The sequence below is a fragment of the Mesorhizobium huakuii genome, from assembly GCF_030160235.1.
Taxonomy (GTDB): Bacteria; Pseudomonadota; Alphaproteobacteria; order Rhizobiales; family Rhizobiaceae; genus Mesorhizobium; species Mesorhizobium huakuii.
Window position 1 is genome coordinate 106,510 of sequence record NZ_BSNY01000007.1, and the last position, 19,486, is coordinate 125,995.

Genomic DNA, 19,486 nt, shown 5'->3' on the forward strand with positions numbered 1-19,486 from the left:
TGAACTGCCGGCCTGGTGCGGCTGCTACCAGACCATCGGGATCAGGCGATAGCGGACCCGGGTGACGTAATCGTCATAGCCGCGCAGGCCGGTGCGCAGGGTTTTCTCCTCGATGAAGGTGCGGATGGCCAGGAGAACGACGAACACGGGCACCAAGGCCAGTCCCCACCAGGAGCCAAGCAGGAGTGCCGTGCCGGCGAAGAAGAGGATGGCGCCGGCATACATCGGGTGGCGAACGTAGCTGTAAGGCCCTGTGGTGATCACGTGCTGTCCGCGCTCATCCTGGATCTTCACCACGGGTGCCGCGAAACTGTTCTCCAGCATGGTCAGGTAGCAGATCCAGATGCCGACCAGCAGGACCAGCGCGCCGACCACCTTCACCCAGACGGGAACCGCCGACCAGCCGAAACGGAAGTCGAACCCCATGAAGACCTGCCAGCCAAAGATGCCAATGAGAAGTATGGAGAGCAGGACCTTGTCGGCCGCGGTCTGGCTCTTCTGGATCGGAGACCGCAGCCGCTCGTTCATCAGGCCGGGATCGCGCCGCGCAAGTGTCACGCCCAAAGTGAAGCTGAGCCCGACCATCACCACCAGATAGACCCAGGCCCCTGGCCAGGCGAAGGTGCCTGCCGACAGGAAGAACAAGGCGCCCATGACGCCGAACCAGATGAATGTCTGAAGCACCAACTTCGCGATCATGATCAACCTTCCACGCTATGCCTGCCCGTATTGGCTGCAACAGACCAATGGTCTATCATACCGACCAGTGGTCTATTTTTCAAGCGAACTATCCGATATCCGTGCTGGACGGGAACGGCCATCGCGTGCAGAAGGTTTCGTCATGCCCCGTGTCATCAAGCATCCAGAGATCAGGCGTGAAGACATCCTGGACCATGCCCAGGCCCTGTTCCTGACGCAGGGCTACGACAGAGCGAGCCTCAACGACGTGATTGCCTCCGCCGGCATCTCGAAGGGCGCCTTCTATCACTACTTCCCTTCCAAGGAGGCTCTTCTGGAGGCCTTGGCAGACCGTTTCGCGCGGCAGGCGCTGGCAGGCGTCCAGGGTATACTCGATGATCCCGGCCTCGACCCGCTTGGCCGGCTGAACAGCCTGCTCAGCCAATCGCGACAGGCCAAGATCGAGACCGCGGCCGAGGCCTGGGCTCTTTTCGAAACGATGTTTCGGCCGGAGAATCTGGTGCTTTTCCACCGCATCAACCTGGCGGCCAACGCGTCGTTTTCGCCCCTGCTGGTCAGGATCATCCGGCAAGGTGTCGAAGACGGCACCTTCAGGACCTTCGATCCCGAGGGTGTCGCCGACATCGTCATGCAGTTCGGCCTTGCCACGCATGACGTCGTCGCCAAGGCGATCGCCGGCGGCAGCGACGCCGATATGGAGGTCGCGATCGAAGTCCTGGAAAAACGCGTCAGGCTCTACGAAATCGCTCTCGACCGCATCCTCGGCCTTCCCGACGGCAGCATCCGGATTGGAGAGCCCGGCTATATCAGAGCCGTCATGACAGCCAGACGGAAAGCCGACAAGGCAGGGTGACTTGCCGGGCCTGAAACCTACTCCTTGCCCCAGCGTGGCCGGCGCATCGAAAAGACTTCGTCGACGCTGGCGTAGTCCATGTAGCCGAGACGAGCCACATTGCCGGCCTTGGTGATGTCGAACAGGCCGTCTTTCAGGAAGGCGTCGTCAATGTGCACGCCGACCACCTCACCGGCGACGACGACGGCACTCGTCGGCGTTCCGTCCAGCGCCTTCGGGCGAAACACCTCCGTCACCCGGCATTCCAGCGCGGCGGGCGCGGCCGCCACGCGTGGCGGCTTCACGAGACGCGAAGGCGCCATTGCGAGATCTGCATAGACGAACTCGTTGACGCCGCGCGGCGCGTTGACGGACGTATAATTCATTTTCTCCGCAAGATCGCGGCTGACCAGATTGGCGACGAACTCGCCGGTCTCCCGGGCAAAGGAAGCGCTGTCCTTCTCGCCCTCGGAGGAGAACCAGACGATGAAGGGCCGCGTCGAAAGGGCGTTGAAGAAGGAGTATGGCGCCAGATTGATCTCGCCCGCTCCGTTCAGCGTCGATATCCAGCCGATCGGCCGCGGCGCTACGATCGCCTTCGACGGATCATGCGGCAGCCCGTGCCCCTTGGACGGCTCGTAGAACATTCAGCCCGCCCAAGGTCCTGAGTAATCGGCATAGAGCCTTGCCGGGTCGGGCCGTGGCCGCTCCGGCGCCGGGCCGGCATAGGAGCCGATATGGATGAAACCGACGACGCGCTCCTGCGGCGCCAGTCCAAGGACCGCCCTGCCCTCCGGCACGTCGGAATACCAGTTGCTGATCATGTTGGTGCCATAGCCCAGCGCATTGGCTGCGATCATCAGGTTCATCGCCGCCATGCCGCCGGACAGGAACATCTCCCATTGCGGGATCTTGGGGTTCTCCTTCGGCACCGACACCACACCGATCACCAGCGGCGCGCGCGAAAAGCGTGCCAGTTCCTGGTTGCGGCGGCCCTCTGGCAGCGGCCCTTCCCGCTGTTCGGCAAGCGCCGCCAGCTTCCTGCCGATCTCGATGCGGGTATCGCCGCGATAGAGGATGAAGCGCCAGGGTTCGAGCCGGCCATGGTCGGGCACGCGCGTGGCGGCGGCGATCATCGTTGCGATCTCGGCGTCGCTGGGCGCCGGCTCCTTGAGATCCGGAATCGGTGCTGAATTTCGGGTCAGCAGGAAGTCGATGATCGGCGACGCCATGGGCGCAAGTCTCCTGAACACTCTGTTTTGAGCTGAAGCGCACCATCGGGAATTCGGGCGGCTCGGGCAAAGGCGCGCAAGCGCCGGGCTGAAGAGTCCATGGATCGGACTCTTAAGCCTTGAAATTGCCATCGCCATGGGCTTCAACGCAAGGCATGTTTGAGGGGCGACTGCGTCTTTTCCTGGTCTGGCTCTGCGCCGCGCTGTTCCTGCTGCCGGTCTCCCTGGCCGCTGCGCAGGAAAAGGATGGCGTGGGCGACCTGAAACTCCCCGGCATTTCGAGCTATGCGACGCCCAAGAGCGAGGCCCCGCTGGCGCTTGGCGGCGGCGGTGCCATCACTTTGTCGGCGCAGCTGACGGACAAGGGCACCGGCATCACCCGTGGCCTCGTCTGGCGTGTCTTCAAGCCCGAACCCGTCAACGGCAAATTGCCGATGGTCGCCTCCGCGCATGGCGGCAGCGCCGTCTTCCAGCTCGAGCCCGGCAGCTATCTGGTCCATGCCTCTTACGGCAGGGCGGGCGCCACCAAGCGCATCACTGTCGGCAAGGAAGCCAAGCGGGAAAGCCTCGTGCTCGATGCCGGTGGGCTGAAGCTCGACGCGGTCTTGTCCGGCGGCGTGCGCATTCCGCCGAAAAAACTGCGCTTTTCGATCTATGAGGGCACCGCCGAGGCCAATGGCGACCGAGCGCTGATCATTCCCGATGTTGAGCCCAACAGCGTCGTGCGGCTCAATGCCGGCATCTACCATGTCGTCTCGACCTACGGCGCGGTCAATGCGGTGATCCGCTCCGACATCCGCGTCGAGGCGGGCAAGCTGACCGAGGCCACCGTCGAGCATCACGCCGCCGAGATCACGATGAAGCTGGTGCGCGAAGCCGGTGGCGAAGCCATTGCCGACACGTCCTGGTCGCTGCTCAACGAATCCGGCGATCCGATCAAGGAAACCGTCGGCGCCTTCGCCTCGATGGTGCTTGCCGAGGGCGACTACACCATCATCGCCAAGAACCGCGACCGCATCTACCAGAAGGATTTCACGGTCGTGGCCGGGCAGAACCAGGAGATCGAGGTTCTGGCGACAGAAGCCGCGGCCATGGACCCCGAAGAAGGCGCGGATTAGCCTCCGCTGCGAATTCTCCAGCTTTCAAGCGGCTAGTTTCGCCCGCGCCGGCAGGAACGGAATCCGGCGGCGCGGCACCTGCGGCGCCAAATCGAACACACCGCGGTATAGCCGGTCGAGCAATGCCTTGCGGTCGCGCAGCGGCTCCAGTTCGCTCCAGCTCAGCACATCGCCGACGCGCACGTCGATCGCCTTGCCGGACAGCCTCGCGAATTCGTGGATGAGCATCGAAAGGCGCAGTGTCAGCGAGGCCTTGCCGACGAATTTGGCCACGCGGCCATCGCGCTCGGCCATGTTCATCGGCCCGCTGACCAGATGGAACAGCCGGCCGTTCTGCCCGGAAAAATGCATCGGAATGACGGACGCCTTGGCATCCTGCACCAGGCGTGCCGGGAACATCTTCCATGGCAGGTCGCGCGCTCGGCCAAAGCCTTTCGGCGCGGTGGCGACGCCACCGGCGGGGAACACCACGATGGTGACGCCCTCCTTCAGCAGCCGCACCGCCTCGTGACGCACGGCCATGTTGTTCTTCAGCGCTTCCTTGGTCTCGGAAAAGTCGATCGGCAGCGAATAGGGCTCCATCTCGCGTATCTTGAGCAGATCCTTGTGGATCATCACCCGGAACGGCCGCCCCAACTGCTCCGCCAGCGACAGCACGGCAATGCCGTCGCCGATGCCGAACGGATGGTTGGCCACGATAACCAGCGGTGTGTCCGGCAATGGCGCGGGCGGCCACTGGTCGGCGGTCCGTATCCGCACATCGATCAGGTCGAGCATGCGGCTGAACACGCGCTCGCCCGATGGCACCACCTGGCGGCGCCAGAAATCATAGAGCGCGGCATAGCGGTCGCGCCCCGACAGGCCTTCAATGGAATGGATGACCCAGCGCGTCAGCGCCGGCTGTCGCGGATTGGCATAGGAAAGCTCGGGAAACGGTTTTTCGCGCGTCTTCAGCTTGAGCATGCGGGCTCGTTACAAGGTTGGCGTGACAGGGATATGAAAATGGCGGTGGATCGCTCCACCGCCATTCCTGGGGCCTATGCGGATCAGGCAGCGCGTTTGCGCCTGCGGTCCGGCGTAATGGCCTCTTCGGTCAGTTGCGCGATCGCTTCGGTAAGGCCAAGCGATTCCTGGTCGCGCGAGCCGAGCCGGCGGATATTGACCGTCTGTTCCTCCGCCTCGCGTTTGCCGCAGACCAGGATGACCGGCACCTTGGCCAGGCTGTGCTCACGGACCTTGTAGTTGATCTTCTCGTTGCGCAGATCGGCTTCCGCCAGCAGCCCGGCGGCCTTCAGCTTTGCCACCACCTCGGTCGCGTAGCCGTCCGCCTCGGAGGTGATCGTCGCCACCACCACCTGCAGCGGCGCGAACCACAGCGGGAAATGACCGGAATAATTCTCGATCAGGATGCCGAGGAAACGCTCCATCGAACCGCAGATGGCGCGGTGCACCATGACCGGCTGCTTCTTCTCCGAATCCGAGCCGATATAGAAGGCGCCAAAGCGTTCCGGCAGGTTGAAGTCGACCTGCGTGGTGCCGCACTGCCATTCGCGGCCGATGGCGTCCTTCAGCACATATTCGAACTTCGGCCCGTAGAAGGCGCCCTCGCCCGGATTGATCGAGGTCTTGATCCGGTTGCCGGACCGCGTCCTGATCGTCTCCAGCACGCTGCCCATGATCGCCTCGGCATGGTCCCAGGCCTCATCGGTGCCGACACGCTTGTCCGGCCGCGTCGACAGCTTGACGCTGATTTCGTCGAAACCGAAATCGGCATAGGTCGACAGGATCAAATCGTTGATGCGCAGGCATTCCGACGCCAATTGCTCCTCGGTGCAGAAGATATGGGCATCATCCTGCGTGAAGCCGCGCACGCGCATCAGACCGTGCAGCGCGCCCGACGGTTCGTAGCGATGCACATTGCCGAATTCCGCAAGTTTTACGGGCAGATCGCGATAAGACTTCAACCCATGCTTGAAAATCTGCACGTGACCCGGGCAGTTCATCGGCTTCAGCGCGAAGACACGGTCGTCGTCGGTGTCGTCGCCGGCGACCGTTACCTTGAACATGGCGTCGCGATACCAGCCCCAATGGCCTGACGTCTCCCACAGGCTCTTGTCGAGCACCTGCGGTGCGTTGACCTCCTGGTAGCCCTGCTCGTCAAGGCGGCGGCGCATGTAATTGACCAGGTTCTGGAACATCTTCCAGCCCTTGGCGTGCCAAAAGACGACGCCCGGCCCCTCTTCCTGGAAATGGAAGAGGTCCATCTCGCGGCCAAGCTTGCGATGGTCGCGCTTCTCGGCCTCCTCCAGCATCGTCTGGTAGGCCTCGAGTTGCGCCTGGTCGGCCCAGGCCGTGCCGTAAATGCGCGTCAGCATCGGGTTGTTCGAATCGCCGCGCCAATAGGCACCGGCCACCTTCATCAGCTTGAAGGCACTGCCGATCTGACCGGTCGAGGCCATGTGCGGGCCACGGCAGAGATCGAACCAGTCGCCCTGGGCATAGATCTTGAGGTCCTGGTCCTCGGGAATGGCGTCGATCAGTTCCAGCTTGTAGCGCTCGCCCTTGTCGGCGAAGACCTTTTTCGCCTTGTCGCGCGACCAGACTTCCTTGGTGAACGGCTTGTTGCGCGCGATGATCTCGCGCATCTTCTTCTCGATCACCGGGAAATCATCCGGCGTGAACGGCTCGTTGCGGGCAAAGTCGTAGTAGAATCCGTTCTCGATCACCGGCCCGATGGTCACCTGCGTTCCCGGCCACAACTCCTGAACGGCCTCCGCCAAAACGTGCGCGGTGTCGTGACGGATAAGCTCGAGCGCGCGCGCATCGTCGCGGGTGATGATCTCGACCTTGCCGGACTTGCCGAGCGGGTCGGAGAGGTCGCGCACGGTGCCGTCAATGGCATAGGCGACAGCCTTCTTGGCCAGCGACTTCGAGATCGATTCGGCAAGGCCCGCACCGGTCATCGCCGCGTCGTAGTCGCGGACGGAGCCATCGGGAAATGTCAGGGAAACGGAATTCAGCATTTTTATCTCCTATCCAGTCCCGCAAACGAGCGCGGGTGGTCGTGGGTAAGCCGGATGCACCCGGCAGCGGGCGGGTTTTAGAGGCAGCGTTGCGTCAGGTAAAGAGCTGCAATTGGCGCAGCCGTCAGGAAATGTCGCCACAGATGTCGCAGACACTTGCGAAAATGCACGACATCAACTGGAATCATCAGCATGGAAGACGCAACACCCAGCCGAACCGCCCTTGGCGTCGCCCGCATGCGGGCTTTGCATCAGTTCTCACCGCAGGCAGGGTTGTTTCGCGATCCCTACGCGATCGCGATTCTGGGTGAAGCCGCTCCCACGGCGCAGGAGCTTGAACAGGAAGACGAGCGCCGCCGGCGCATGCGCCTGTTCGTGGCGGCGCGCGCCCGCTTCGCCGAGGACTGGCTGGCGGCTGCGGTGCATCGCGGTGTCCGCCAACTTGTCGTACTTGGCGCCGGCCTCGATACGTTTTCGCTGCGCAATCCGTATCCGGACCTCAGCGTGTTCGAAGTCGATCACCCGGCCACGCAAGCCTGGAAACGCAAATGCATCGCCGATAGCGGTCTTGCCGAGCCAGCCGCCACAAGGTTCGTGCCGGTCGATTTCGAGCGGCAAAGCCTGTCCGCGGAACTGGCCGCGGCCGGTTTGCAGTCGACCACGCCGAGCTTCTTCATCTGGCTGGGAGTCGTGCCCTACCTGACGAAGGAAGCGATCTTCAAAACCTTGTCCTGGATAGCCGGTATCCCCGGCTCGGAGGTCGTGTTCGACTATAGCGAACCGGCTGAGAACCGCGATTCGGCGGCACAGGCCGCGCTGGCCTTCCATGCGGCGCGCGTCGCGTCTGTCGGGGAGCCATGGATCAGCTTCTTCGTTCCGACCGAGCTGGCGAAATCCCTGGGGGAGCTTGGCTTCGACGAGATCGAGGATATCGAGAGCGGCGATATAGCCGCACGCTTTTCCAAGGCACCGAAGGGAATGACGAACACTTCCGGCGGCCATCTCATTCGCGCGCGCCGAACCGCCTGACCGGAATTACTTCACCAGCAACGGCAGATCTTTCAGGAACGCCGCCCGCGTCTTGAGGCCTTTTGGCATATCGGTGCGGGTGGCATCGACGACCAGGCGGGCAAAGACGATCTGCTGGCCGTCCTTTTTCGCCCAGCCGACGAACCAGCCGAGCGAACGCTTGTCCCTGATCTTGTCGGCATCGTTGGCCAGCCTTGTGCTGCCGGTCTTGCCTTGCACCGTCCAGCCCCCGGCCTGGAACGTCGGGATGATGGCTGACGTCATATCATAGGCCTTGGCCGAGACCGGCAACTTGCGCGCCAGCAGCTTACGCAGGAAATCGACCTGCTCGACCGGCGTGATCTTGAGCGAGGAGTTCACCCAGGAATGGGTCAGCCCGTCATTCTTGCCGGTATTGCCGGAAACGTCCTTGTTGCCATAGTCGAGTTTCGAGACATAGCCGGCAAAATTCTCCGCTCCAAGCTTGCGGGTGATTTCACGCGAGTACCAGAGGATCGAATCCTTTTCCCATATCGTCGGGTCGACTGTCTTCTGGTCCCGCTTCACGGCATTGAATTCGGGTTTGTAGTCCCAGCTCGGCGTGTGCTCATCGCTCAGGATCCCGGCGTCATAGCCAATTAGCGAAAGCGGCACCTTGAACGTCGAGGCTGGGCTGAACCGCTGATCGCAGGTGCCATCCTGATAAAGCACCTTGCCGCTCGCCGCATCGGCGATGAGCGTGCACTGTACATCCCCAAGCGGCGCCGATTGCGCGCGCATCGGGAACCCCAGCAGCCAGGCGAGCAGGAAGAGGACTCCAGCCAGGATAAAGGGAAGACGGTCGATGTTACGCATTGATGCTCGCTCCAGTGGGGTGTTCGCCAGCGGGCTTAGCGAGGTCTCTTGTCTCGATTTTGTCTCAAATGCGCAGTCTTTGTGCAGGCTTGCGTTAACCCTACCGGATCGTAAACATGCGCCCTGCCCGAGATGTGGCCGGCGCGATCATGCCCGCTTTTCGGCGCGCTTGCGGCCGATCCGCCAGTACCGCCACGGCATGAACCAGACATAGCGATCCGCCAGCACTTCCGGTACCAGGTCGATGCCGTGCGTGCCGAACGGCCCGCAGCGCAGCACGCGGAAAAATCCCATCCAGCCGCCGGCCCACAGGCCATGGCGGGCGATCGCCTCATGCGCGTATTCGGAACAGGTCGGCAGATGCCGGCAGGAATTGCCGATAAAGCCAGACAAAGTCAGCTGGTAGAGACGTACGAACGAGGTGCCGAGAAGACGGCCAGGCGTCTTGCGCCATGGGCCCGGCCAGTTGCGGCCACGCCCTGGTGGTCTGGCGCTATGCGCATGCCCATGATGGTCGCGCACCGCAGTCTCCGTATCGCGTTTCCCATGCGATAGATGTGAGCTTCGGCTGGAGAACGCAATCCCTTTCACTTCCTCCCCTCACCATTGGCTTCAGTGTCTTGAACGCGAAAAGGATGCAGGTCGGTCGAAGGCGACCAACGGCCAGGTCTTGTCGGTTCTTCGCGGCGTTTTGCATGCAGTCTGCCGCCATGCCGTTGAAACGTCGCGATCAGCATCACGTCGCGGAGAATACTCAGAAATTCATTCATCTCAGATCTCCTTTGACGCCGATTAGACCGCTGCTGGCCATAGCCCTCAAACGAGTATATTTTCCGCCTCGGATAACTTGAGATTATGCGAATGAAGCGCGGACGGCTCCCGCTGACGGCACTGAGGAGTTTCGAGGCAGCCGGCCGGCATCTGAGCTTCAGCCGGGCGGCTGAAGAGCTTTTCGTTTCACAGGCGGCGATCAGCCGACAAATACGGGAATTGGAAATCTTGATCGGCAGGCCACTCTTCGAGCGGCTTCACCGCAGAGTCGAATTGACGGAAACGGGGCAAACGCTCCTCGGTCAATTGACCACCAGCTTTGACGACATCGACCGTCGGCTGTCGGAAATCATCAGCAAGCCGGCTCAGAGCCCGTTGCGGGTCAGCGTCGAGCCATCCTTTGCGGGCGAATTTCTGATACAGCGGCTCAATTCGTTCCAGCAACACCATCCTGAGATCGACATTTCGGTCGACGCGGACTCTCGGCTTATAGAGTTTCGTGGCCACGAAGCAGAAATCGCGATCCGATACGGAGCCCATGCCCGGTCCTGGCCACGTACCGAAGCGCGGCATTTGGTCGACGTTCTGGTGACGCCGGTCATGGCATCGGGATTGCTTGCGTCGGGCGCGCCCCTGACATCGCCTGTCGACCTACGGCACTACACCTTGCTCCATGACTACAATCGCGATGGCTGGGCGACCTGGTTTCAGGCAATGGGCCTTCCAGAACTCGCCCTCCAGAGAGGACCGCTTTACACGGACGCCGCGCTTGCCATGCAGGCCGCGAAACTTGGGCACGGTGTTGCTTTGGGCGATCGCATTCTGAACGGCGCAGATCTTCATGCCGGTCTTTTGGTCCGTCCGTTCGAAATGGAAGTCCCTTATGGCGCGTATTGGCTTGTCGCCTCCGACTTCCGGCGCCTTAGCCGCCAGGCGGAGGTTTTTGTGGACTGGCTTGTCGAAGAGCTGCGCGCGAGACCAACGGACGGTGAGGTCTAAGCCACCCATTCCGCACGTCTCCTGTCCCTCGCTAAATGGAACCCACCAGGCTCGCGGCTACTTTGCCTTTTTGTATTTTTCGAGAAACTTGTCGATGTCGTTTGCCCCGGCTGCCGGAGGCCCGCCCATTGTGACGTGCGCCGGGTGGAATGTCAGGACGACCTCACGCCACAGATCATAATGGGCCGCGTAGGGCACCAGCCCGGAAAATGGCGCGCAGCGCGTGATTGCCCGCGCGGCGGCCTCGGCGACCTTGTCGAGCGGTGGTGTCACAGGATCGAGGATCTTCGGCGGGCCGGCGAGCGAACCGTCCTTGTTCAGGTTGATCCGGACGCGCGCAACGCTCGTGGCATTTGCGGGCACTGCCCAACAGGCCTGGATAGCCTTCATGAGATAACCGTGGATATCCCACGTGACTGCCACGTCGGCCCGGCTCGCGCCGCAGCCCGAGATGAGTGCGGCGGCAAGGCTCCAAAACGAATACCGGGCCATGGAAGGGTCGGTGTCGCGGGCTGCCGCGAAGTCCGCACATCGTGAGAATGGAAAACGGCAAGATCAGGCCGCTTGTTCGGCGCGCTTCTTCTCGATCTGGCCGATAGCGTCGACCACGGCGTCGAAGGTCAGCATGGTCGAGGCATGGCGTGCCTTGTAGTCGCGCACCGGCTCGAGGTACTTCAGGTCGGCGAAGCGCCCTTCCGGCGGCGCGCCGTTCTCCTTCAGCATCTTCAGCATGGTGTCGCGCACCGTGCGCAATTCCTCGGCGCTCGCGCCGACCACATTCTGGGCCATGATCGAGGACGACGCCTGGCCGAGCGCGCAGGCCTTCACGTCATGGGCGAAGTCGGTGACCACGCCGTCCTCCATCTTGAGATCGACGGTAACGGTCGAGCCGCACAGCTTGGAATGGGCCTTGGCGGTCGCGTCCGGATGATCGAGCCGTCCGATGCGGGCGATGTTTCCGGCAAAACCGAGAATTTTCGCGTTGTAGACATCGTTGATCATTATTTTCCAATCCGTCGCCGCCAAGCGAACAGCGATTGCCGCTGCTGCGTCTTCCTTTCGCTCGCTACGACCTTATATAATGCTGGCAGTCCGGTAACGACAAGGCGATGAGCGCCGCTGTCCTGGCCGGGAAGTTCACGCCGCTTACGGGGCTGGAAACGGGGCGAGTTTCCGACACCGAAAGGTCGTGGTCCGTTCAACTCGTTCCTCCTTGGAGAGGAACTACGGGAGACGCCTTTTTATGGATGCCGTCATCAAGAAACTCATGCCCCAGTCCGTCTACATGGAAAAGCCGGTCACCGACCGGCCGAGCGAAGCTGAGGTTGAGGCGGCCGTGCGCACATTGCTGCGCTGGACCGGCGACAATCCGGACCGCGAGGGGCTGATCGATACGCCCAAGCGCGTGGCCAAGGCCTACCGTGAAATGTTCGGCGGCTACGACATGTGCCCGGCCGAGGAACTCGGCCGCACCTTCGAGGAGGTCGCCGGCTACGACGATCTCGTCATCGTCAAGGACATTCAGTTCCACTCGCATTGCGAGCACCACATGGTGCCGATCATCGGCAAGGCACATGTCGGCTACCTGCCGGATGGCAAGGTCGTCGGCCTGTCCAAGATCGCGCGCGTCGTCGATATCTTCGCCCATCGGCTGCAGACGCAGGAAGCGCTGACCGCGCAGATCGCCGGCGTCATCCAGGATGTGCTCAATCCTCGCGGCGTCGCTGTCATGATCGAGGCCGAGCACATGTGCATGGCCATGCGCGGCATCCGCAAGCAGGGCTCCACCACCCTCACCTCCACCTTCACCGGCGTCTTCAAGGATACGCCCGAGGAGCAGGTTCGTTTTGTCACCATGGTGCGTGGCGGCGGGGCGTAAGCCCCTCGCCGGCGTCTGGTCAACAGGAAAATAGACCGGCGATGTCGGCACTGGAATTTCCCAAAACTCCATCTGACAAGAAGGCCTTGGAGGAAGGCGCGGTGTTCTCGCCGCGCTTTGACGCCGCCGGCCTTGTCACCGTCGTCGTCACCGATGCCGAAGACGGCATGCTGCTGATGGTCGCGCACATGAATGCGCAAGCACTCGCGCTGACACTGGAAACCGGCATCGCCCACTATTGGTCGCGCTCGCGCAACGCGCTTTGGAAGAAGGGCGAAACCTCGGGCAATTTCCAGCATGTCGTCGAGATGCGCACCGACTGCGATCAGGACGCATTGTGGCTGCGCGTCAAAGTGTTGGGCCACGACGCAACCTGTCACACCGGCCGGCGTTCATGCTTTTATCGGACGGTGGGGCTCGTCGACGGCAAGGGGACGCTTGTTGACGACGGCAGCAAGCCGCTGTTCGATGCGGAATTCACGTATCGGAAGCCATCGTCTTGAACCATCTGCCTCACGCCAACCACACAGATTCATCATTTCGATACGGCCTGTCCGTATATTAGTCTTGGGACAAGGGAGATCATGATGCTCGAGTGGGCGTCATTGCGGAACAGACCAGATGTCAGGGAGGCCAACGGCCTGACCTCTTCCGGCGGTGCGTCCGAAACCAAATCTCCCAAGAAAACAGGCATTTCGCTCGCTTTGGGCGGCGGTTGCGCCAGAGGCTGGGCTCATATCGGCGTGCTGCGCGCGCTCGATGAAGCCGGCATCGAAGTCTCTATGATCGCCGGCACCTCGATTGGCGCACTGGTCGGCGGCTGTTATCTCGCCGGCAAACTGGATGAGCTGGAAGAGTTCGCCCGCAGCCTCACCAAGCGACGCATTTTCGGCCTGCTCGATCTCAATCTGCGCGGCAGCGGCCTGTTCGGCGGCATGAAACTCGATGCCCGTCTGCGCGAGCATGTGGCGGGCGTCCGTTTCGAGGACCTGCCGAAACCCTTCGTCAGCGTCGCGTCGGAAATCCGCACCGGCCACGAGATCTGGCTGTCGCACGGCTCGCTGATCACAGCCATGCGCGCGTCCTACGCATTGCCTGGCGTGTTCGAGCCGGTGAATTGCAACGGCCGCATGCTGGTCGACGGCGCGCTGGTCAATCCGGTTCCGGTCTCGGTTTGCCGCGCCTACGAACAGCCGCTGGTCGTGGCGGTCAATCTTCACTACGACCTGTTCGGCCGCGCCGCCGTGATCAAGCACAGCGCCGGCGAACTGGTTGTCGAAAAGGACGCGCCGCGCGCCGGCCATGTCGACCCGCAGCACCAGTCGCATCAGAGCCGCCTCGGCATCACCGGCGTCATGGTCGAGGCTTTCAACATCATCCAGGACCGCATTTCGCGCGCCAGGCTGGCCGGCGATCCGCCCGACATGTCGCTGCAGCCCAAGCTCAGCCATATCGGCCTCACCGAATTCCATCGCGCCGACGAGGCGATCCAGCTCGGTTATCAGGCGACGATGGCCCAGATCGGCGAGCTGACCCGGCTGCAGACCGTTCTCGCCTGATCAAGTCCGGATAGCGCTCACGCCCGCGCCGCATCGACGATGCGGAATTGCACCGTGCGGTTGCCGTTCCAGTAATTGCCCGACAGCGAGCCGGCGACGTGCACGCTCTTGCCCCGGTTCTTGAACAGGAATTCGCCAAGCACCGTATCGACGGCACGAAAGGCGATCGCCTGGATGCGGCCGCCGCTGTCCGACTGCAATTCGCAGCGTATATGGTTGGTGCCGACCGGCCGGGCGTCGGCCAGCCTGTGGCGCGGCAGCACGAAGACTGGCGCGACGTGGCCGGCGCCAAAGGGGCCGGCCTTTTCCAGCGCGTCGAGCAGGCTGAGCGTCGCGCCTTCGGCTGCCAGCGCGCCGTCGATCGCCAGGCTCTCCTCATCCTGCAGCCGAAACACGTCGGCAGCCGCCCGTTCCTCGAAGAACGCCCTGAGTTCGCCCAGCCTGGCGCGCTCCACGGTGATGCCGGCCGCCATGCCATGGCCGCCGCCCTTGACGATCAGCCCGGCATCGGCGGCCTCGCGTACCAGCCGGCCGAGGTCGAAGCCCGACACCGAACGGCCCGAACCGGTACCGATGCCCACAGCGTTGAAGGCGATGGCGAAAGCCGGCCGGCGCGCATGATCCTTCAGCCTCGAGGCGAGCAGGCCGACAATGCCGGGATGCCAGTTGTTGCTGGCAGTGACGACGATCGCCGGGCCGCTGCCGCCGGCGAGCTCGGCATCGGCCTCGGCACGCGCCGCGGCCAGCATCTCCTGCTCCATCTGTTGCCGTTCCTGGTTCAGCCGATCGAGCGTCTCGGCGATGGTCCGGGCCTCGACCGGATCGTCGGTTGCAAGCAGCCGGCTGCCAAGTGCTGCGTCGCCGATGCGCCCGCCGGCGTTGATGCGCGGCCCGATCAGATAGGCGAGATGGAACGTGCTGATAGGCTCGCCAATGCGCGATACCCGCGCCAATGCGGCCAAGCCTTCATTCTTCTGCTGGCGCGCCATTTGCAGCCCTTTGACGACAAAGGCACGGTTGACGCCAGTGAGCGGCACCACATCGCAAACGGTCGCCAACGCAACGAGATCGAGCAGCGACAGCAGGTCGGGCGGCGGGACGTCGCTCAGGCCACGCAGGATCTTTGCGGTCTGCACCAGGGTCAGGAACACGACGCCGGCGGCGCACAGATGCCCCTGCCCGGAAAGATCGTCGTCACGGTTTGGATTGACCACGGCAATCGCCGCCGGCAACGCGCCGCCGACCTGATGGTGGTCGAGCACCACGACATCGGCGCCGGCTTCATTGGCGGCATCGACGGAAATGGCACTGTTGGTGCCGCAATCGACGGTGACGATCAGCGTCGCGCCGCGCGAGACGAGTTCGCGCATCGCATCGGGATTGGGACCGTAACCCTCGAAGATACGATCCGGAATATAGATTTCCGACGGTATGGAGAAATGCGCCAGGAACCGCTTCAGCAAGGCCGACGAGGCAGCGCCGTCGACATCATAGTCGCCGAAGATCGCCACCTTTTCCCGCGCTATCACTGCCGCGGCAATGCGGGTTGCGGCCTTGTCCATGTCGGTCAGCGAGGCCGGATTGGGCAGCAGGTCGCGGATCGTCGGGTCGAGGAACCGCTCGGTCTCGTCGGCGGTCACGCCGCGTCCGGCCAGAACGCGCGCGACGATGTCGGGCACGCCATGGCCCTGCGCAATGGCAAGCGCGACCATGTCCTGCCGTTCGGTCAGCCGGTGCTCCCATGAGAGACCGGTCGCCGACTGCCTGACATCGAGGAAAAGGCGCCTTTCGCCCATTATGCGCTTTGCCAATTCATGGTTGGCCGCACGATAATGCATGTCGCCCAAAAGTCTGCAGCGGTTTCGGGATGACGACATGCACAAACGACATCCTGAGGTGCTGCGCGTGAACGCAAGGCGCGTCAGGGCCAAAGACGGGCAAAGCCAGGCGGTTCGCGGCGGGTGGCGTCGCAGGAGAATTCAAGAAAAACTACGCTTTCCGCTTTTCAGCCTGGCGCCGGATCCATTCGTCGGCGGCGTCCCCCATCGTCTTTTCCCGGCCGTCCTTGAGCCAGGCCATGAAAGGCCGATCGAACCTGAACGCATCACCGCATGCGTGGGTGAAAAAGCGGCGTGCATTCTGGGTGTTGCGATAGGATTTCGTGATGGGCGTGGCACGCGAAATCGGATCCGCGTGCCAGTCGAACGCATTCATCGTCAATCCTTGCGCCGCCAGGTTCAGATGCAGCCATGGGCTAGCAACTGCGGCGCGGCTTAGCAAGCAGGCCTAGAACTTATCCAGATCCTGGTGCCGGGCCTTGATCTCGCGCACGGTGCGCGACGACGAACGCAAGACGATCGTATGCGTGGTGATATAGGTGCGGCCGAACTTGACGCCGGCCAGCATATTGCCATCGGTGACACCGGTGGCCGCGAACAGCACGTCGCCGCGCGCCATGTCTTCCGCATGGTAGATCCGCTTCGGATCGGAAATGCCCATTTTGGCGGCGCGCGCGACCTTTTCTGGCGTATCGAGGATCAGCCGGCCCTGCATCTGGCCGCCGGTGCAGCGCAGCGCAGCCGCGGCCAGCACGCCCTCCGGCGCGCCGCCAGTGCCGAGATAGAGATCAATGCCGGTTTCCTCAGGGTCGGTGGTGTGGATGACGCCGGCGACATCGCCGTCGCCGATCAGCCGGATCGCGGCTCCCGTGGCGCGCACGGCATCGATCAGCTTGGCATGGCGCGGCCGGTCGAGGATGCAGGTGGTGATGTCGGACACAGCGACGCCCTTGGCCCGCGCCAGGCTCGCGATGTTCTCGGCCGGCGAGGCGTCGATATCGATGACGCCTTCGGCATAGCCCGGACCGATGGCGATCTTGTCCATATAGACGTCGGGCGCGAACAGCAGGCTGCCCTTCTCGGCGATGGCGATGACGGCAAGCGCATTGGGCAGGTTCTTGGCGCAGATCGTCGTGCCTTCGAGCGGATCGAGCGCGATATCGACCGCCGGACCTTTGCCGGTGCCGACCTCCTCGCCGATATAGAGCATCGGCGCCTCGTCACGTTCGCCCTCGCCGATCACCACCGTGCCCTTGATGGCAAGGCGGTTGAGCTCCTGGCGCATGGCGTCGACAGCGACCTGGTCGGCAGCCTTCTCATCGCCACGGCCGCGCAGCCTGGCGGCTGCCACGGCGGCCCTTTCGGTGACGCGCACCAATTCCATGGTGAGTATCCGGTCAAGGCCGGCGACGATGTTCTGGGCCACATTCATGTTGGGGAAATCCTCGTTCGCATACCGCCTCCCGCCGGAGGCGCGCCTGTTTTGTCAAACGAGCATGACAACGGCAAGACCTGCCGGACGTTTTATCGAAAGGCCAGCAATATCAATCGATTGAACCGCATTTCGACATGATTGCGGCCCGGTCGGAAACGGCCGGGCCGCCGTGAAGACGCACAAAGGGTGGCTCTCGCGATCTAGAAAACCGCGAGATATCTGAGCAGCGAAATGATGCCGATGATGATGACGATGACCTGCACGATCTGTCGCATCCTGGCGTCGAGCGGCAGGCGCTGCACCAGATAGAGAACGAGAATGATGACAAGGAATGTGATCAGGATGCCGATCAACATGGATGAAGCCATGACGCCCTCCTTCAAATGATTTCCTGAAACGAGAAGACGAGCCGGCAATGCCGGCTCGATGCCGGCACGTTCAATACCAGCGGCGCGACGTGTCGTTGTTCATCGACTGGCCGACGGCGATCCCGGCCAGAAAGCCGAGCAGGCCGATCACGCCGATCACGGCTGTCGTGGTGCCCGGGTTTTCGCGCGCGACTTCCGAAACCGCCTGGGCCTGGTTGCGCAGCTGCTGTGCTGTGCGCGACGCACGCGCCGCGGCCGTATCATAGAAATCCGAGGCCTGCTCGCTGGCGTCATCGAGCATTTCCGCGCCCCGCGCCGAAATGCTCTTGTTGATCTTGGTGATCTCCTTGCGCAGTTCGGCGATCTGTTTTTCCAGCGTTTTCTGGATGTCGTCTATGCCTGGGCTGTCGGACTTGTTGGTATCGGCCATGAAGCGGCTCCCTTGGTTGCTGACCAAGAGAACGGCGCCGCAACGAATTCGTTCCGGCCGGTCATGGCTGAGCGCCATCGGGTCGACCGCAAGGCCGGCGGGGATTGTTACCCCCGGACGGAGTTACCCTGCCCGCTCGATGCGGATGACCTGCGGCTTGTCGGTCAGATGACCGTCCTTGGTTATGCCGTCGACGGCCTTGCGCACGGCGGCCTCGGTGGTCTCGTGGGTGACGAGGATCACCGTTTTCTGCGCCGCCGCCTCGCCGCTGACCGCATGCTGGACGATCGATTCCAGCGAAATATCGTTGTCGGCCATGCGCTTGGCGATCGCGGCGAAGACGCCGATGCGATCATGCACCGTCAGCCGGATGAAGTAGCCACCGGCATGGCTGCGCATCTGCGCCTTCTTGTAGGGCCTCAGTTCCTTCGCCGGCCGGCCAAAGACCGGACCATGCTGGAAGCCGGGCCGGCTCTTGGCGATGTCGGCGACGTCGCCGATGACCGCCGAGGCGGTGGCGTTGCCGCCGGCGCCCGGGCCTGAAAGCAGCAGTTCGCCAAGGATGTCGGTCTCGATCGCCACCGCATTGGTGACGCCGTGCACCTGCGCGATGACGGAGGCGGTCGGCACCATGGTCGGGTGCACGCGCTGCTCGATCCCGCTTTCGGTGCGCTGGGCGACGCCGAGCAGCTTGATCCGGTAGCCGAGATCGCCGGCCGCGCGGATGTCGGCCTGGGTGATGTTGGAAATGCCTTCCATATAGATGTCGTTGGCGGCGATCTTGGTGCCGAAGGCAAGGCTGGTCAGGATCGACAGCTTGTGCGCGGTGTCGTGGCCCTCGATGTCGAAGGTCGGGTCGGCCTCGGCGTAACCCAGCCGCTGCGCGTCCTTCAGGCAGGCATCGAACGAGATGCCTTCGGCCTCCATGCGGGTCAGGATGTAGTTGCAGGTGCCGTTGAGAATGCCGAACACGCGGGTGACCGAATTGCCGGCCATCGCCTCGCGCATCGTCTTGATGACGGGAATGCCGCCCGCCACCGCCGCCTCGTAGTTGAGCAGCACGCCCTTCTTCTCGGCGATTTCGGCCAGCGCCACGCCATGCTTGGCGAGCAGCGCCTTGTTGGCGGTGACGACATGACGGCCAGCTTCGAGCGCCGCCTTGACCGACAGGCGCGCCGGCCCTTCGTCGCCGCCGATCAGTTCGATGAACACGTCGATCTCGGCGCTCTGCGCCATCTTGACCGGATCCTCGAACCATTTCGCGGCGCTGACATCGACGCCACGGTCGCGTTTCGGGTCGCGCGCCGAGACCGCCGACACGACAATGTCGCGCCCGCATTGCCGGGTCAGTTCCGCAGCCTTGTCGCGCAGCACGCGCGCCACCGATGCACCGACAGTGCCAAGTCCGGCAATTCCAACACGCAGAGCTTCAGCCATGGA

General features: G+C 63.0%; 23 protein-coding genes. 7 read left to right on the top strand and 16 right to left on the bottom strand.

What is annotated here, in order from left to right:
• Positions 1-24 precede the first annotated feature (24 nt).
• A complete protein-coding gene (locus QQK95_RS01825) occupies positions 25-699 on the bottom strand; it encodes a methyltransferase family protein (RefSeq protein ID WP_284268245.1) in 675 nt (224 codons plus the stop codon).
• Positions 700-841: 142 nt separating this feature from the next.
• On the opposite strand from QQK95_RS01825, the gene QQK95_RS01830 reads away from it, so the two are divergent.
• The gene (locus QQK95_RS01830) at positions 842-1,552 is read left to right on the top strand and encodes a TetR/AcrR family transcriptional regulator (protein ID WP_284268247.1); all 711 of its coding nucleotides are present in this window, start codon (positions 842-844) and stop codon (positions 1,550-1,552) included.
• 17 nt (positions 1,553-1,569) lie between these two features.
• On the opposite strand, the gene QQK95_RS01835 is transcribed toward QQK95_RS01830, so the two are convergent.
• Positions 1,570-2,178, bottom strand: a complete 609-nt coding sequence (locus QQK95_RS01835) for a flavin reductase family protein (protein WP_284268249.1) — start codon at positions 2,176-2,178, stop codon at positions 1,570-1,572.
• Positions 2,179-2,763: a nitroreductase family protein gene (locus QQK95_RS01840; RefSeq protein ID WP_284268251.1), complete on the bottom strand. Its 585-nt coding sequence runs from the start codon at positions 2,761-2,763 to the stop codon at positions 2,179-2,181.
• A 155-nt stretch (positions 2,764-2,918) separates the two neighbouring features.
• Between QQK95_RS01840 and QQK95_RS01845 the strand changes: the two genes are divergently transcribed.
• The gene (locus QQK95_RS01845; protein ID WP_284268253.1) at positions 2,919-3,881 is read left to right on the top strand and encodes a hypothetical protein; all 963 of its coding nucleotides are present in this window, start codon (positions 2,919-2,921) and stop codon (positions 3,879-3,881) included.
• A gap of 24 nt (positions 3,882-3,905) precedes the next feature.
• On the opposite strand, the gene QQK95_RS01850 is transcribed toward QQK95_RS01845, so the two are convergent.
• Positions 3,906-4,844 (bottom strand): lysophospholipid acyltransferase family protein, encoded by a 939-nt coding sequence (locus QQK95_RS01850; protein ID WP_284268255.1) that lies wholly within the window; start codon positions 4,842-4,844, stop codon positions 3,906-3,908.
• Positions 4,845-4,927: 83 nt separating this feature from the next.
• Entirely contained in the window at positions 4,928-6,904 is a 1,977-nt protein-coding gene (gene thrS, locus QQK95_RS01855; RefSeq protein WP_284268257.1) for a threonine--tRNA ligase, read from the bottom strand.
• 192 nt (positions 6,905-7,096) lie between these two features.
• On the opposite strand from thrS, the gene QQK95_RS01860 reads away from it, so the two are divergent.
• Positions 7,097-7,933, top strand: a complete 837-nt coding sequence (locus QQK95_RS01860; protein WP_284268259.1) for an SAM-dependent methyltransferase — start codon at positions 7,097-7,099, stop codon at positions 7,931-7,933.
• Positions 7,934-7,939: 6 nt separating this feature from the next.
• Here QQK95_RS01860 and blaOXA read toward each other — a convergent pair whose 3' ends face one another.
• The 3 genes from blaOXA to QQK95_RS01875 all read right to left on the bottom strand — a co-directional run bounded on the left by blaOXA (position 7,940) and on the right by QQK95_RS01875 (position 9,537).
• Positions 7,940-8,767: a class D beta-lactamase gene (blaOXA, locus tag QQK95_RS01865; RefSeq protein ID WP_284268261.1), complete on the bottom strand. Its 828-nt coding sequence runs from the start codon at positions 8,765-8,767 to the stop codon at positions 7,940-7,942.
• A gap of 147 nt (positions 8,768-8,914) precedes the next feature.
• Positions 8,915-9,289, bottom strand: a complete 375-nt coding sequence (gene yidD / locus QQK95_RS01870) for a membrane protein insertion efficiency factor YidD (protein WP_284268263.1) — start codon at positions 9,287-9,289, stop codon at positions 8,915-8,917.
• A 65-nt stretch (positions 9,290-9,354) separates the two neighbouring features.
• Complete coding sequence (locus QQK95_RS01875; RefSeq protein WP_284268265.1) at positions 9,355-9,537, bottom strand: hypothetical protein; 183 nt, start codon at positions 9,535-9,537, stop codon at positions 9,355-9,357.
• A 91-nt stretch (positions 9,538-9,628) separates the two neighbouring features.
• On the opposite strand from QQK95_RS01875, the gene QQK95_RS01880 reads away from it, so the two are divergent.
• Positions 9,629-10,537, top strand: a complete 909-nt coding sequence (locus tag QQK95_RS01880; protein ID WP_284268266.1) for a LysR substrate-binding domain-containing protein — start codon at positions 9,629-9,631, stop codon at positions 10,535-10,537.
• Positions 10,538-10,594: 57 nt separating this feature from the next.
• Here QQK95_RS01880 and QQK95_RS01885 read toward each other — a convergent pair whose 3' ends face one another.
• Entirely contained in the window at positions 10,595-11,029 is a 435-nt protein-coding gene (locus QQK95_RS01885) for a cell envelope integrity protein TolA (protein ID WP_284268268.1), read from the bottom strand.
• 63 nt (positions 11,030-11,092) lie between these two features.
• Positions 11,093-11,539 (bottom strand): iron-sulfur cluster assembly scaffold protein, encoded by a 447-nt coding sequence (locus tag QQK95_RS01890; protein WP_284268270.1) that lies wholly within the window; start codon positions 11,537-11,539, stop codon positions 11,093-11,095.
• A gap of 241 nt (positions 11,540-11,780) precedes the next feature.
• Here QQK95_RS01890 and folE point away from each other — a divergent pair, with 241 nt between their 5' ends.
• From folE to QQK95_RS01905, 3 genes are all read left to right on the top strand, one after another.
• On the top strand, positions 11,781-12,416 hold the full coding sequence (gene folE / locus QQK95_RS01895; RefSeq protein WP_284268272.1) for a GTP cyclohydrolase I FolE: 636 nt from the start codon (positions 11,781-11,783) through the stop codon (positions 12,414-12,416).
• Positions 12,417-12,457: 41 nt separating this feature from the next.
• Complete coding sequence (hisI, locus tag QQK95_RS01900; protein ID WP_284268275.1) at positions 12,458-12,919, top strand: phosphoribosyl-AMP cyclohydrolase; 462 nt, start codon at positions 12,458-12,460, stop codon at positions 12,917-12,919.
• An 84-nt stretch (positions 12,920-13,003) separates the two neighbouring features.
• A complete protein-coding gene (locus QQK95_RS01905; RefSeq protein ID WP_284268277.1) occupies positions 13,004-13,975 on the top strand; it encodes a patatin family protein in 972 nt (323 codons plus the stop codon).
• A gap of 17 nt (positions 13,976-13,992) precedes the next feature.
• On the opposite strand, the gene recJ is transcribed toward QQK95_RS01905, so the two are convergent.
• The 6 genes from recJ to QQK95_RS01935 all read right to left on the bottom strand — a co-directional run bounded on the left by recJ (position 13,993) and on the right by QQK95_RS01935 (position 19,483).
• Positions 13,993-15,771 (bottom strand): single-stranded-DNA-specific exonuclease RecJ, encoded by a 1,779-nt coding sequence (gene recJ, locus QQK95_RS01910; protein ID WP_409371645.1) that lies wholly within the window; start codon positions 15,769-15,771, stop codon positions 13,993-13,995.
• Between the two features lie 193 nt (positions 15,772-15,964).
• Positions 15,965-16,189: a DUF6434 domain-containing protein gene (locus QQK95_RS01915; RefSeq protein WP_284268279.1), complete on the bottom strand. Its 225-nt coding sequence runs from the start codon at positions 16,187-16,189 to the stop codon at positions 15,965-15,967.
• A gap of 72 nt (positions 16,190-16,261) precedes the next feature.
• A complete protein-coding gene (gene glpX / locus QQK95_RS01920) occupies positions 16,262-17,245 on the bottom strand; it encodes a class II fructose-bisphosphatase (RefSeq protein WP_010909766.1) in 984 nt (327 codons plus the stop codon).
• Between the two features lie 203 nt (positions 17,246-17,448).
• The gene (locus QQK95_RS01925; protein WP_010909767.1) at positions 17,449-17,616 is read right to left on the bottom strand and encodes a Thivi_2564 family membrane protein; all 168 of its coding nucleotides are present in this window, start codon (positions 17,614-17,616) and stop codon (positions 17,449-17,451) included.
• Positions 17,617-17,686: 70 nt separating this feature from the next.
• On the bottom strand, positions 17,687-18,046 hold the full coding sequence (locus tag QQK95_RS01930) for a hypothetical protein (protein ID WP_284268281.1): 360 nt from the start codon (positions 18,044-18,046) through the stop codon (positions 17,687-17,689).
• 123 nt (positions 18,047-18,169) lie between these two features.
• Entirely contained in the window at positions 18,170-19,483 is a 1,314-nt protein-coding gene (locus QQK95_RS01935) for a homoserine dehydrogenase (RefSeq protein ID WP_284268282.1), read from the bottom strand.
• Positions 19,484-19,486: the final 3 nt, after the last annotated feature.

What these genes read in the sequence shown, in the direction of transcription:
- QQK95_RS01825 (WP_284268245.1), bottom strand. Translation starts at nt 699, where the DNA reads ATGATCGCGAAGTTGGTGCTTCAGACATTCATCTGGTTCGGCGTCATG.
- QQK95_RS01830 (WP_284268247.1), top strand. Translation starts at nt 842, where the DNA reads ATGCCCCGTGTCATCAAGCATCCAGAGATCAGGCGTGAAGACATCCTG.
- QQK95_RS01835 (WP_284268249.1), bottom strand. Translation starts at nt 2,178, where the DNA reads ATGTTCTACGAGCCGTCCAAGGGGCACGGGCTGCCGCATGATCCGTCG.
- QQK95_RS01840 (WP_284268251.1), bottom strand. Translation starts at nt 2,763, where the DNA reads ATGGCGTCGCCGATCATCGACTTCCTGCTGACCCGAAATTCAGCACCG.
- QQK95_RS01845 (WP_284268253.1), top strand. Translation starts at nt 2,919, where the DNA reads ATGTTTGAGGGGCGACTGCGTCTTTTCCTGGTCTGGCTCTGCGCCGCG.
- QQK95_RS01850 (WP_284268255.1), bottom strand. Translation starts at nt 4,844, where the DNA reads ATGCTCAAGCTGAAGACGCGCGAAAAACCGTTTCCCGAGCTTTCCTAT.
- thrS (WP_284268257.1), bottom strand. Translation starts at nt 6,904, where the DNA reads ATGCTGAATTCCGTTTCCCTGACATTTCCCGATGGCTCCGTCCGCGAC.
- QQK95_RS01860 (WP_284268259.1), top strand. Translation starts at nt 7,097, where the DNA reads ATGGAAGACGCAACACCCAGCCGAACCGCCCTTGGCGTCGCCCGCATG.
- blaOXA (WP_284268261.1), bottom strand. Translation starts at nt 8,767, where the DNA reads ATGCGTAACATCGACCGTCTTCCCTTTATCCTGGCTGGAGTCCTCTTC.
- QQK95_RS01875 (WP_284268265.1), bottom strand. Translation starts at nt 9,537, where the DNA reads ATGAATGAATTTCTGAGTATTCTCCGCGACGTGATGCTGATCGCGACG.
- QQK95_RS01880 (WP_284268266.1), top strand. Translation starts at nt 9,629, where the DNA reads ATGAAGCGCGGACGGCTCCCGCTGACGGCACTGAGGAGTTTCGAGGCA.
- QQK95_RS01885 (WP_284268268.1), bottom strand. Translation starts at nt 11,029, where the DNA reads ATGGCCCGGTATTCGTTTTGGAGCCTTGCCGCCGCACTCATCTCGGGC.
- QQK95_RS01890 (WP_284268270.1), bottom strand. Translation starts at nt 11,539, where the DNA reads ATGATCAACGATGTCTACAACGCGAAAATTCTCGGTTTTGCCGGAAAC.
- folE (WP_284268272.1), top strand. Translation starts at nt 11,781, where the DNA reads ATGGATGCCGTCATCAAGAAACTCATGCCCCAGTCCGTCTACATGGAA.
- hisI (WP_284268275.1), top strand. Translation starts at nt 12,458, where the DNA reads ATGTCGGCACTGGAATTTCCCAAAACTCCATCTGACAAGAAGGCCTTG.
- QQK95_RS01905 (WP_284268277.1), top strand. Translation starts at nt 13,004, where the DNA reads ATGCTCGAGTGGGCGTCATTGCGGAACAGACCAGATGTCAGGGAGGCC.
- recJ (WP_409371645.1), bottom strand. Translation starts at nt 15,771, where the DNA reads ATGGGCGAAAGGCGCCTTTTCCTCGATGTCAGGCAGTCGGCGACCGGT.
- QQK95_RS01915 (WP_284268279.1), bottom strand. Translation starts at nt 16,189, where the DNA reads ATGAATGCGTTCGACTGGCACGCGGATCCGATTTCGCGTGCCACGCCC.
- glpX (WP_010909766.1), bottom strand. Translation starts at nt 17,245, where the DNA reads ATGAATGTGGCCCAGAACATCGTCGCCGGCCTTGACCGGATACTCACC.
- QQK95_RS01925 (WP_010909767.1), bottom strand. Translation starts at nt 17,616, where the DNA reads ATGGCTTCATCCATGTTGATCGGCATCCTGATCACATTCCTTGTCATC.
- QQK95_RS01930 (WP_284268281.1), bottom strand. Translation starts at nt 18,046, where the DNA reads ATGGCCGATACCAACAAGTCCGACAGCCCAGGCATAGACGACATCCAG.
- QQK95_RS01935 (WP_284268282.1), bottom strand. Translation starts at nt 19,483, where the DNA reads ATGGCTGAAGCTCTGCGTGTTGGAATTGCCGGACTTGGCACTGTCGGT.